This window comes from Niastella populi (assembly GCF_002078015.1).
Lineage (GTDB): Bacteria > Bacteroidota > Bacteroidia > Chitinophagales > Chitinophagaceae > Niastella > Niastella populi.
The window spans coordinates 99,741-113,344 of record NZ_LWBP01000056.1; the positions used below are offsets into that span (position 1 = coordinate 99,741).

Sequence of the window (13,604 nt, forward strand, 5' to 3'; positions counted from 1 at the left end):
CGGGTACCTGGATGGTATTCGTCTGCATCTGGCTTTCATATATAGACTAAACAATCTCTTGCCATGGGTAAATCCTTACAACCAATTATTTTAATTGTTATTTCGTGTTTATTACTGGTCAACTGCCGTAAAAAAGAATGGGACGAATATTACGGCAGACCCGACAATTTAGAAGCTCCCATTTACCAGCAACTTGAAGCCCGTGGAAATTTTAAAAACCTGCTTGCCTGTATCGATAAAGCCGGTTACAGGAACACGTTGGGCGCTGCTGGTTACTGGACTTTTTTCGCGCCTACCGATTCTGCGTTCCAGGTGTATTTCAAAGAAAACAACCTCAGCGGAACAGATCAGCTCGACAGCGCAGCCTGTCGCAAAATAGTTACCTACTGCCTCGTGTATAACGCTTTTAAGCTGGAGCGTATTGGTGATGGGCAGGGGTCTACCGGCTGGCTGGCAAATAGCGCCTTTAAAAGACGCACAGCTTACTACACAGGCGTTTATGACGGGGCCGATACTTCAGGGCACCTTATTAAATTAATCGCCAGCAACAGAAATAACAATGGAACCACTTTTTACGTCGATGCGGATAACAACAATAAATACATCCCGTATTTTGTAACTAATTTCATGACGGCTAAAGGTCTTACCGCAGCCGATTACAACTATTTTTATCCATCCTCCACTTATACCGGTTTCAACGTCGTTGATGCTGCGGTTGTTGAAAAAGACATTGCTGCAGAAAACGGGGTGATCCATGTTGTAAACAAAGTTATCACCGCCCTGCCCAGTATCGACCAGTACCTGGCCGGCCGGCCTGAGTACACCGAGTTCAGGGCGCTTTTCGATAAATTTCTGATCCAGTATGCACTCAACGCAACCGTTACTACCAATTATAATAACGTACACGGCAGCAACGCTTCCGTTTACACGAAAGTGTTCAGCAACAGCCTGGCCTATTCGCCAAACAACGAAAACTTTTTGAAAACTCAGGATAACGACGGTCAATGGAACACCTATACAATGTTTGTTCCCACGAACACAGCGCTGCAGCATTACATCAACAACGTATTGCTTGAACACTACAATCAGGTAAGCGACCTGCCGTTAAACATCATCAACGACTTTATAAATGCACATATGTTCCAAACGGCAGTATGGCCAACCAAATTCAGCACTACCTATAATTTCCAGGGCGAAGAAGCACGCTTTGATCCGGCTTCCGATGTAGTTGACAAAAAAATACTGAGCAATGGTATTTTTTACGGTACCAGTAAGGTTCAGGAAGCGAATGTATTCAGCAGTGTGTATGGTAAAGCGTACCTCGATCCGGAATACTCTATGATGACGAGCCTGCTGAACCAGGAGCTGAAATATGTGGTTTCGAATGTAAAGCAGCAGTTTACCCTGTTCCTGGTAAGCAATAGCGTGTTGAATGCGGCCGGTTATTACGCCGACCCCACTGTCGACAACAACATCAACTATCAATGGCGCTATACGCCACCGGGCGGCGGAGCCAGTATTACCGGTTCTTCTGCCCTGGTGCGCTTGTTACGAGTACTGAACCTGCATGTAGTTCCCGGAACGGATGTAACCAATGTAACCGGTTCGGGCGTGCTGGGTTCGTACGGCGGTGAATTTATCCGCTACGAAAACCAAACCGTGTATGCAGCCGGAAACGTGGATGCAGGCAATGTGGCCAATGTAATTGCTACCAAAACGGCAAAAAATGGCACCGTACACTATATAGATCGCATTCTTGATTTCAGCGAAACGCCGGTTTCAAGGCACCTTGAGAAACTGGGCGGCACCTCTGCCGCCGGCTCAGCGTATTACAACTTTTGGCAGTATTTCAAAAACTGGTCAGGTTATAACGCTTCATCAGGTGATATAGTAAACGTGGCATCAGGAGTATTTTATACATTCTTTATTCCCAACAATGCCGCCATTGTGCAGGCGGTAAATGATGGTTTATTACCAGGTACGGGTACGGCTCCCAACAAGGTGCCCAACTTCAAACCGGTTGATCCCGCTGAAAAATTCCAGGTAGAAAAATTCATCTACTATCATATCCTGAACAAAAAATCCGTAGCAACCAACGGTATGGAAAGTGGTTCGTACGAAACACTCTTTAAAACCAACGCCGGCGACGCCACCAAGATCTTCGTGAACAACAACACAATCAATGCCATGATCTTAACAGATATGAACAATCGAATGGCGAATGTGATCCAGGGCAATAGTAATTACCTGAGTAACCGCTGTGTGTTCCACTTAACCGACAACTATTTAAAATATACCGAATAACCCACCTGTAATACCGATTGCTATGTTGAAATTTTATAAAACGATTACCTGCATACTGATGTTTGTCGTTTTGGCAGCGTTGAATACAACCGCGCAGCATGCCGGAAACGGAGAAAGTAAAGTTGTGGTAAAGGGAAAGGTGATCGATAAAAAGAAAAAAGAACCCATCCTGGGCGCCTCCGTAACGGAGGTGGATGCGGATGGAAGGATCATAAAAGGCACTTCCACCGACGTTGAAGGCAATTTTGTGCTGCGGATAACCAACCCAAAACATAAACTCGCTGTTTCGTATATAGGTTTTAAAACCACATCGCAAAGCATCGGCAGCCGTACCAATATTAACTTTCAACTGGAAGACGGCTCAAGCGATATGGGAGAAGTAATAGTAGTGGCCGGTCGCAAAACCGACAACGGTATATTGGGGGTTAGCGAGCGCAACTCCACCCTGGCTGCTTCCAAAATAAGTGCAAAGGAAATGGAAGAGATGCAGGCCGCCAGTATCGACCAGGCACTGCAGGGCCGTTTAGCCGGTGTTGATATTACCGCCAGCAGTGGCGACCCGGGTGCAGCCATGAATATCCGTATTCGGGGCGTTTCTACCATCAGCAGCAGCGGTAACCCCTTAATTGTTGTGGATGGTATGCCCATCGAAACGGAAATTCCCAGCGACTTTAACTTTGGATCTGCCGATGAACAGGGCTATGCACAATTATTGAACATTTCACCGGCCGACATTAAAGAGATCACCGTATTAAAAGATGCCGCCGCTACCGCCATGTGGGGTTCACGTGCCGCCAACGGCGTATTGCTCATTACCACCAAACGCGGTTCCGTAGGCAAACCAAGCATTACCTACACCTTCAAAGGATCGGTTTCGAAAATACCAAAAGCCATTCCGTTGTTAAATGGCAACCAGTATTCAACTTTAATTCCTGAAGGTTTTATGAACCGCATAGGGTCGCCTCTTCCCACTTCGGTACGTGAGTTCAATTACGATCCCAATGATCCTTACTGGTACAATAACTACAGCAATAATACCAACTGGATAGATGCACTAACGCAAACTGGTACATTACAGAACCATGCCCTGAGTATGGTGGGCGGTGGTGAAAAGGCCCGCTATTATGCTTCGGTTGATTATTTTAACCAAACCGGGGTTACCCTTGGAACAGGTTTCAAAAGACTGACTTCCCGCATCAATCTCGACTATAACATTTCTGAAAAGATCAAAATATTCACCAGTATTTCCTACACACACAGCGACCAGGACAGAAGTTACCTGGGCAGCAACGCCAGCAACGCCGAAAGCGGTATACGCGCGGTAGCATACGCGAAGATGCCTAACCAGAGCGTGTTTGAATATGATGAGCAGGGAAATCTTACGCCCAACTATTTCTCTCCTTTCTCAAATGTGCAGGGAACATATAGCCGCATTTATAATCCCGTGGCTATGGCAACGCAGGCAAAATACGGTGTGCTCAGCGACCGGGTGATGCCGCGTTTCCAGGTGAACTACGATATCATTAAGTCGGTGCTCAGAACCTCGTTCGATGTACAGTTCGATATCAACAATACCAAAAACAACAGCTTTCTGCCACAGATCGCTACCGGCCGTAACAGTACCGAAACCGTGGTGAACAGGGCGTACGACGGCGATATGGACCAGTTTGTTGTGAACACCAAAATACAACTGGCCTTTACGCCTCAATTCAAAAATACCGACCACAGTTTCATCAGTTCATTTACCACGTTTACACAGGATCAAAAAGTAGTTAACCAGGAATCTGTTACTTCCAACACCGCTTCTTCATTATTGGTTGACCCTTCCATTGATTCCAGAACGCAGAATTCAGACCTGTTGTCTTATTCCGGCACAACGCAAACCCGCACCATCGGCGCCGTAGCAGATGCGCAATACGGTTATAAAGACAAATACATGATCAATGCCGCATTACGAGGCGATGGCAACTCGCGGTTTGGCCCCAATTATCGCTATGGTTTGTTCCCATCCGTTTCATTTCGCTGGCGCGTTTCGGGCGAGAACTTCCTCAGCAGCGTAAAGCAGATCGACGATCTGAGCTTCCGTGCCAGTTATGGGCAAAGCGGTGTGGCCCCTAAATACGATTATACATTCTACAGTAACTATTCAACTTATAACTGGGGCTATCTCGGCCAAAGCGCAGTATATCCTGCCAGCATGGAATTGAAAAACCTGAAATGGCAAACCATCAATGGTACCAATATCGGCGCTAACCTATCTATGTTCGGCGGCCGCATACGTATAGATGCCGAGGTATACCGTAACAGAACCAAAGACCTTTATATGAACGGCCTGGCTATCGCTTCATTTACCGGTTACAGCAGTGTGAATATGAATATTGGTACTATGGACAACCAGGGCTGGGAGCTGGCACTTTGGACAACCCCCTACAAGAGCAAAGACTGGAGCGTTTCGTTCGACCTGAATGTAGCGCACAACGATAATATCATTCGTTCATTATCTGAATACTATCCCAACAGTAAAGGCGATGTTACCAGGCAGGGCGACTACCTGCGCCTGATACAACCCGATCATCCTTTCGGCTCATTCTATGGATATAAATTCAAAGGTGTTTATACCGATAGAAACGCCACCCTGGCACAGGGTACCAATGGCAAACCCATTATCGGCCCTAACGGTCAAACTATTTACATGCGCTTTAACTATCCCAATATCGACTACATCTTTCAGCCCGGCGATGCCATGTATGAAGATGTGAACAAAGACGGCAACATCAACTACATGGACGTGGTTTATCTTGGTAACAGCAATCCGAAATTAACCGGCGGCTTCGGCCCTTCCGTTACCTGGAAGAACAAGCTCAAGATCTCAACTTTCTTCAGCTTCAGATATGACTTTGATGTTATCAACCGTACCAAAATGAACACTACAAACATGTATTACTTCGATAACCAAAGCACCGCCACACTTCGCCGCTGGCGAAAGGAAGGCGATGTAACCGATATTCCACGCGCATTGATCGGCGGCGGCTACAACTGGCTGGGCAGCGACCGCTATGTTGAAGATGCTTCCTTCCTTCGCTTTCGTACCGTAACAGCCCGGTATACGGTAGATAATAAACTATTGTCGAAATTCAAAATGAAAAGCCTGAGCGCTTATATAACGGCCGAAAACCTGTTTACCATTACCAAATACACCGGCCAGGACCCCGAGGTCAGCGCCTCCGGATCTGATCCTTTTCGTTTAGCCTTCGATGACAGCATGACACCTCCCAGCAGGGTATTCACCATTGGCCTCGTGGCAGGGTTTTAAACAATGGCTTGATTGCAAGTAAGAAATAATAAAACTGATCATAAACGATTGCATTAATAATGAAGAAAATAACGACATACGCTTTTTTGCTGATGATACTGGCAGGAGCAGTATCGTGCAAAAAATGGCTTTCGCTTAAACCGCAGAACGGCCTCGTGCGGGACGATTACTGGAAAACAAAAGAACAGGTAGACGCCGCCGTTACCGGAATCTACGCTTCCATGCTGGGAAGCAACTCCGACTTGTCATTAAGCGAGTACTTTTTCATATGGGGGGAGGCAAGAACCGATATGGTTTCTCCCGGCGTAGCCACCAATGCTTCAGAATACGACATCATAAACCTGAACATCCTTCCCACCAACGCTTACTGCAGGTGGAGCTCGTTATATCAAACTATCAATTATTGCAATACGGTAATCGATCTGGCGCCTGGTGTTATGAAGAACGACAACACCTTCACACAGGCACATTTGAACAGAGCGCTGGGTGAAGCACGCACCATAAGAGCACTCATGTATTTTTACCTGGTACGCGTGTTCAGGGATGTACCGCTGAAACTGGCCGCCACCACCAGCGATGAAGATATAGCCCCAATGCCCAAAACATCGGGCGACAGTGTTTTACTGCAGGTTGTTGCCGACCTGAAAGAAGCAGAAAACCAACTGCCCACTACCTATGGAGATAAAAATACAGATAAAGGCCGGGTAACCAGATACACAGCCAACACCATCCTTGCCGATGTGTACCTTTGGTTGGATAAATACACCGAATGCGTAACCGAATGCGATAAGGTGATCAACTCCGGTAAATTCGGGCTTATCGGCGGCGACTTCGACCTGTTCAATGAGCTGCATTATAAAGGCAATTCGAACGAAGGCATTTTCGAACTGCAGTTCGACGCGCAAAAATTGAATCCGTTTTACAATATGCACCTGGCCTCTACCCGCCGCTGGGGAGCGGCATCGAACCTGATGGAAGACGTTTTCGGCGTAGACCAGGTTAACGCCATTCCCCTCGTCGACCTTCGGGGAGAAGGCAACGCCCTTCGAGCCAGTGATCTTACCATCTGGAAATATATTGGCGCCAACAGCGCAGCCAGCAGCCTTCGCTCAGCAGGACAATCGTATGCGCACTGGATATTTTACCGTTATGCCGACATTATTTTAATGAAAGCTGAAGCCGTTAACCAGTTGAACGATCCGCAACAGGCAGCCGACCTGGTAAATTTGATCAGAACCCGGGCGCACGCCTTCGACTTCAACGGCACCCCTAACCCCAATAGCCAGTCGGCGATGGAAAAGTTCATTTTACAGGAACGCCAGCGCGAATTCGCGTTTGAAGGTAAACGCTGGTTCGATGTGCTGCGCAACGCCAAACGAAATAATTATCAAAACATACAATACCTGATAGATATGGCTGTCATCAGCATACCGCAAGACAGGCAACAGGCTGCAATTAACAAGTTAAAAGACAACAACTCGCATTACATGCCAATCAATCTCTCCGAAATGCAAGCCAATAAACTACTTGAGCAAAACCCCTTTTATAAATAACTAACCTTATTACCATGAACAATAAAGACATTTTGCAGTTGCTTGTTTGCGGGTTGATGATTGCGGCACTTGCCATCTTCGGTTGCAAAAAAGTGGATTATAGCCCCGGCACCACAAGCGATGTGAACATTACAGGATACCTGGAAAAGTATTCCGACTCATTCTCCCTTTTCAAACAAATACTCGACCGTACCGAAACATCAGACTTTTTAAACGCCTATGGTGCGTACACCTGTTTCGCACCTACCAATAGCGGCGTAAAAACATGGCTTGCCAAGATAGGCGCCGCCAGCGTGGAAGCGGCCGATTTGAACAAGCTGAAAGACATGGTAAAATTTCACCTGTTAACCGATACCATTACTACCGCCTCCTTTAAAGACGGCAAACTGCCAGTACCCACTATGTTCGGACAGTTTCTGGTAACCGGTGTATCGAACGAAGGCGGCAGCTCGAGCTATACCATTAACCGCCAGTCGCTGGTAACGCAATCAAATATAAAAGTAGGGAATGGTTATATCCATCAGCTGAACAGGGTGCTGGAACCCTCTACACTAACCATTGCGCAACAACTGGAAGCCAAACCCGAGTACACGATCTTTGTGGAGGCCCTTAAAGAAACCGGGTTTTATACGTTGCTGAATACAGTAGACCCCGACACCACCAAACGCTGGATGACCGTAATGGCCGAAAGCAACACTGCCCTGGCCGACAGCGGCATTAACAACTATGCCCAATTGAAAGACCGGTACAATAATACAGGTAATGCCGCCAATACCAACGACAGTTTGCACATGTATGTTGCCTATCATATTTTGACCGGCGTAAAATTCCTGGGCGATATCATTAACGCTCCTTCTCATACCACGCTGGAGCCCCAGGAAGTGATTTCTATAGAACTCATAAACCAAAACGTAGTACTTAACCAGGTAGAATTTAATGGTGTAACTGAAACCGGCGTTACCATCAACCGGCCCGTCAGCGATAATGCCGCAACGAACGGGGTATGGCACGATGCCAAAGCACATTTTACCGTAAAGTACCGGAAACCAACAGCCGTGTTTTGGGATGTATCAACCTTCCCTGAAATTCTGAAACTGCCGGCATACTATCAAAAACAAAGCTATACCTGGCGGCGCCAAAGCGAAGCTGATGAGCCATTTAAAGAAATTACGTGGGGCTGGGGCTCACTGGCAAGCACAAATATCTTCACCTATAGCTACAGCACCACTTCCAGCTTAACAAGATATGCTGTGAACAACGATGTGAACCAGTTGCCGTTGGGTTTGCCCGCCCGGCCAACGTGGTGGGAAATGACAACACCTGCTATCATAAAAGGCAAATACAAAGTATGGATGTGTTACTCACGCAGCAAACAATCGAGCAGCTCTAATAACCTTTGCCAGGTATCGGTGAACGGCGACCTGATGCCCCGAACCATGAACTTTACCGACCTCAGGCCAAAAGGCAGCGATGCCGAACTGGAAGCGATCGGCTGGAAACAATATACTGAAGTCAGGGCTTACAATACAGATTCCAACTACGCCGGCCGGCTCGTAGGCACCTATGAGTTTAAAACAACCCAGCGCCAAACCATTCGCATAACGAACCTGACCGGTACCCAGAACAACAACTTCCTCGATATGATCCATTTTATTCCCATTGATGACAACCAGGTATGGCCGAAGTTCAAAACAGATGGCACCAAAACTTATCAATAGGAATAACGGCAGCAAAAGAACAGACAAGCATGAACTATAAAAATGACAAAATGCGTAAAAGTTTATATACAATTCTTTTTGCAGGCACGCTTGCTTCCATGGGGCCGGCCGGCTGCAAAAAGTGGGACGATCACAATGCCATTACCGACGAAGCGCTTACCAGTACACTGTTTGAACAAATAAGCGCTGATACGTCGCTCAGCCGTTTTACCGAACTGCTTTCCAAAAGCGGCTATGATAAACTGCTTTCTTCCTCAATAACATATACCGTATATGCACCCGATAATGCCGCACTGGCCAACCTCGATGCTGCTATCGTAAATGACACAACCCAATTACGCAGGTTTGTAGGCAATCATATTGGCCTCCTAACTTACCTTACCAGCGCCACATCCGCCACGCAACGGATTGCTATGGTAAACGGTAAATACCATAATATACTTGGCGCCACAATCGAAAACGCGGATATCAAACGCCCCGATCAACGGGCCAAAAACGGCGTGTTCCATATCATAAACAAAATGCTGCCGGCTCTGAACAACTGCTGGGAAGCCTTAACCACAAACAGTGCCATTCCTTCTGCACAGAAAAATTACCTGTTATCGCTATTCATGAAGATCTATGATACGTCAAATGCGGTACAAACCGGAGTAAACCCCACTACGGGCGAACCTGTGTATCAACCGGGCACTGACTCGGTTATGACCAACAGGTTCTGGCGAAGCGTATATGACTTAACGGATGAAAGCAAGCAATACACTTTTTTTGTACTTGCAGATACTGCCTGGAACTCGGAAACAGTAAAGTTCAGCCCTTACTATACATCGGCAGATTCACTATCAACTGCTTCCCTTGCCAAATGGTATGTTGTAAAGGACTTCGCTTTTGAGGGTGCTTATAACCAGGCTACCCTTCCCGATACCCTGGTATCGAAGTCGAATGTAAAAGTGCCTGTCGACAAATCGGCTATCGTGCAAACCATTACAACCAGCAACGGCGTAATATATATTATGAAGAAAATGGCGGTTCCGCCGGAAAATAAAATACAGCAGTTTGTGATCCAGGGCGAAGACTATTACGGCACCAGCATTGATAAAAGAGGGAACACGTACTTCCGCGACCGCTATAACTCACTTACACAACTCGATTTCAGGGATGTTTTGGTATATAATCACGGCGTATCTTCCTTTAGCATAAACTATCGCATTTTCAATGTGCCAAGTATGAAGTACAAAGCTTACTGGGTGGCATTGAACGATTTTCAAAGCGCTTCTTTCAACCAAAAGCTTGCAATCGATACGTCCACTTCCACTACGCTTGCGTACAAAGCTGTACCTCCCAATACTTATAGTGAGATGTATGTAGGCGACGTTACAATCGATACGTTTAGAAACATGCTTAACGTTTACCTGGTTGGAGCAGCCAGTACCTCAGCTGCAGCCAATCCACTGGTATGTGATTATATAAGGCTTGAACCGAATTTTCAATAGTGATACATGAATAAGCAACTATATATCAAAACGATGCTAAAAGTAAAATACCTATTGCCTGTTTCGCTGTTTGTTTGCGCTACCGGCATAGCAGCGGCCCAGCAAGACCCTGCCATAAAAGACGACACAAAAACCCAAGACACCATCACAATCTCCCGCGCCGTTAAAGGAGTTACAGTAACGGGTAAGATCACTGATGCCATTACGGGAAAACCCGCTCCCGGAATCAGGGTACAGGTGGGAAACTTTTCCGCAGTCATAACCGATGATAACGGCAACTTTAGCCTGCCGGTACCTTCCTACAATTCCACTTTACAGATTAGCGGTGAAGGATATGATCTCCGGTTTGTTCCCCTGCAGGGAAAAAAAGAAATAACCGTAGCCCTGCTCGATGAGTCACATGAATCAATACATGAAACTATCAATACATCCACCGGTCTGCAAATAAAGAGAAACCTTACGGCATCTGTAGCGTCGCACCATGTAAATGGTATGGCGTTGCCAACCGAAACAGCCGATGCATTGCTGCAGGGCCGCGTTGCCGGGCTGAACGTAGTACGCCGTTCAGGTTTGCAGGGTGCCGGTGCCAATTTGTTCATGCGTGGTTACAATTCGCTGTACGCAACCAACAAACCATTGATCGTGGTCGACAACCTGCTGTTTGATGCCAATGAATATGGGCAAAGCATAATCGCCAACAATTACACGAATCCGTTTTCCCTGATCGACCTGAAAGATGTAGACAACATTACCGTGTTACCCGATGCGTCTTCCATCTACGGAACCAAAGGCGCTAATGGCGCTATCATTATTACCACCTCGCGCCCAAAATCACAGGCCACCAGGATTGACTTTGCAGCCTATACAGGTATTAACCAGGCGCCGGAAGCCCTGCCGGTGATGAATGCCGCCGACTACCGGATATACCTGTCTGAACTTTTGCAAAGCCGGGGTTTAACAAGCAGCCAGATAGCAGCTCTACCCTATATGAACGATGATCCGTCGGCCGATACCTACAGCATGTACCATTTCAATACGAACTGGCAAAAAAAAGTATTTCAAAACAGCCTCGCCAACAACTACTTTCTAAAAGTGACCGGAGGTGATAACATTGCCATGTACGGTTTAAGCGTTGGCTATATGAAAAACCAGGGCATCATAAACGAAACCGATCTCAGTCGCTTTAACATGCGTTTCAATGCCGAGTTCAACTTCACCAAAAAGTTCACCGGTTTTGCCAATCTTTCGCTCACCTACAATGAGCAGAATATGAAAGACCAGGGCATGGCCGATAAAACAGCCCCGGTATTCCTGTCCCTGGTAAAATCGCCCTTCCTGCACGATCATGACGTAGACAGTAAAGGCGTTGAAAGCCCCAACCTGGCCGACACCGATCCGTTTGGAATAAGCAACCCTGCCGCCATTATTAAAAACATGAAGGCATACAACAAATATTACCGCTTTATGGGTACGGTAGGGTTCAGGTACAAACTGCCAGCTCATTTAACTGCCAGCACCATGATGGGCGTGGTATTTGATAAAATACGCGAAAATATCTTTGTGCCCTCTGTAGGTGCTGCCAAAGACACGTTAAGTAATGCAGTAGCCGATAACCGGTTGGGAACCCAGGTAAAACGCCTGTTCAGCATATATAACGATTCGCGGCTGGAATACAACCGGAACTTTACCGGGGCACATAAATTTACCGCTATGGCCGGGATCCGCTTTCAGCATAACCGGGCTGAGCAGGATTATGCCCTTGGTTTCAACTCTGCCACGGACGACCTCGTAAATGTGCAAAACGGCGTAAATGCATTGCGTCAGGTTGGCGGTGGTATCGGTGTGTGGAACTGGATCAACACCTACGTAAATGCCGAATACAATTACCACGACAAATATTTCCTGAGCTTTAATATGGCTATGGATGCATCCTCCCGTTTTGGCAAACAGGCTGCGGGGGGCATGAAACTGAGCGGTCATCCGTTTGCATTAATGCCATCCATCGGCGCAGCGTGGCTGATCTCTTCTGAAAACTTTATGGCCCATTCTCCCATCAACGTGTTAAAGCTTCGTGCTACATATGGCATTTCAGGTAACGATGATATCGGTAATTATACCAGCCGCAAAACCTATAGTTCGCAAAACCTGCTGGGCATGCAGGGACTTGTGCGCAATGGCATTGCCAACCCCGCTTTGCAATGGGAAACCGTGCATAAACTAAATGCCGGTATCGATGTGGCATTCCTTAACGAACGTGCCGGCATAACCGTAGATGTTTTCCGGTCGCGCACAACCAACATGCTGACATATGAAGAACTGGGCACCGCCACGGGTTTCAGTACCATTCTTACCAATAATGGAAGCATGAAAAACACGGGTATTGAAGTAAGCGCCAACTACCGTATTTTAAATAAAACGGCCCTCAAATGGGATCTTGGTGTAGTGGCAAGCACGTATAAGAACAGGATCGGCTCTGTACCCAATGAACAATTCATCACCAACTATGCCGGGGCCGCTATCTTAACCGCCAATGGCCAGGCCGCCAACCAGTTCTACGGATATGTAGCACAGGGAGTATACGCAACCGATGCAGATGCGGCGGCAGCCGGTTTAAAAAAGAAGAACTATGATGGCACCTATAGCTCCTTCAGCGGCGGTGATATAATATTCCTCGACAGGGACAATAATCAGATTATTGATGAGAACGACCGCCAGGTCATAGGCAATCCCAACCCCGCATTTACCGGTGGCATTTCTAACCGCATCATTTGGAAGCGACTCGAATTGAATACACTGTTCACCTTCAGCCATGGAAATGATGTATACAATTACCTCCGTTACCGGCTCGAAGCCGGAAACGGTGTAGAGAACCAGCTTACCAGCCTGAATAACAGGTGGCGCAGCAACGGGCAGGTAACCAATACGCCAAGAGCAAACTGGGGCGACCCAATGGGTAACAGCCGGTTCAGCAACCGGTGGATCGAAGATGGATCTTACTTCCGCCTGCGGAGCGTTTCACTGCAATATTACATTCCCGTTAAAAACGCCATGGTACATAACGCTACCGTATATGTCAGCGGCACCAACCTGTTCACGTTAACCAGATACAAAGGCTTTGATCCGGAATTCAGCGCCGGCTCCAGCTTATTTGTACAGGGTATCGACACCGGCCTTGACCCATTGTTCAGAAGCGTTACCGTGGGCATTCGTATTGGACTTTAATCCC

The 13,604-nt window shown here is 47.0% G+C and carries 6 protein-coding genes; all 6 read left to right on the plus strand.

Going from position 1 to position 13,604, the window contains the following annotated elements; all coding sequences use genetic code 11:
* Positions 1–63: 63 nt before the first annotated feature.
* Genes A4R26_RS07050 through A4R26_RS07075 form a run of 6 tightly spaced genes read left to right on the plus strand, consistent with a single transcriptional unit; the run spans position 64 to position 13,600 of the window.
* Positions 64–2,304: a fasciclin domain-containing protein gene (locus A4R26_RS07050; RefSeq protein ID WP_081162754.1), complete on the plus strand. Its 2,241-nt coding sequence runs from the start codon at positions 64–66 to the stop codon at positions 2,302–2,304.
* A 22-nt stretch (positions 2,305–2,326) separates the two neighbouring features.
* Positions 2,327–5,617, plus strand: coding sequence for a SusC/RagA family TonB-linked outer membrane protein (locus tag A4R26_RS07055; RefSeq protein ID WP_081162756.1), 3,291 nt, complete (start codon positions 2,327–2,329; stop codon positions 5,615–5,617).
* Positions 5,618–5,676: 59 nt separating this feature from the next.
* Positions 5,677–7,170: a RagB/SusD family nutrient uptake outer membrane protein gene (locus A4R26_RS07060; RefSeq protein WP_081162759.1), complete on the plus strand. Its 1,494-nt coding sequence runs from the start codon at positions 5,677–5,679 to the stop codon at positions 7,168–7,170.
* A 14-nt stretch (positions 7,171–7,184) separates the two neighbouring features.
* A complete protein-coding gene (locus A4R26_RS07065; protein WP_081162763.1) occupies positions 7,185–8,888 on the plus strand; it encodes a fasciclin domain-containing protein in 1,704 nt (567 codons plus the stop codon).
* Positions 8,889–8,938: 50 nt separating this feature from the next.
* On the plus strand, positions 8,939–10,378 hold the full coding sequence (locus A4R26_RS07070; protein WP_165760179.1) for a fasciclin domain-containing protein: 1,440 nt from the start codon (positions 8,939–8,941) through the stop codon (positions 10,376–10,378).
* Positions 10,379–10,384: 6 nt separating this feature from the next.
* Positions 10,385–13,600 (plus strand): SusC/RagA family TonB-linked outer membrane protein, encoded by a 3,216-nt coding sequence (locus A4R26_RS07075; protein ID WP_242674848.1) that lies wholly within the window; start codon positions 10,385–10,387, stop codon positions 13,598–13,600.
* Positions 13,601–13,604 lie beyond the last annotated feature (4 nt).

Excerpts from the sequence above, each read along its gene's own strand:
- A4R26_RS07065 (WP_081162763.1), top strand. The coding sequence starts at position 7,185 with ATGAACAATAAAGACATTTTGCAGTTGCTTGTTTGCGGGTTGATGATT.
- A4R26_RS07055 (WP_081162756.1), top strand. The coding sequence starts at position 2,327 with ATGTTGAAATTTTATAAAACGATTACCTGCATACTGATGTTTGTCGTT.
- A4R26_RS07070 (WP_165760179.1), top strand. The coding sequence starts at position 8,939 with ATGCGTAAAAGTTTATATACAATTCTTTTTGCAGGCACGCTTGCTTCC.
- A4R26_RS07075 (WP_242674848.1), top strand. The coding sequence starts at position 10,385 with ATGAATAAGCAACTATATATCAAAACGATGCTAAAAGTAAAATACCTA.
- A4R26_RS07060 (WP_081162759.1), top strand. The coding sequence starts at position 5,677 with ATGAAGAAAATAACGACATACGCTTTTTTGCTGATGATACTGGCAGGA.
- A4R26_RS07050 (WP_081162754.1), top strand. The coding sequence starts at position 64 with ATGGGTAAATCCTTACAACCAATTATTTTAATTGTTATTTCGTGTTTA.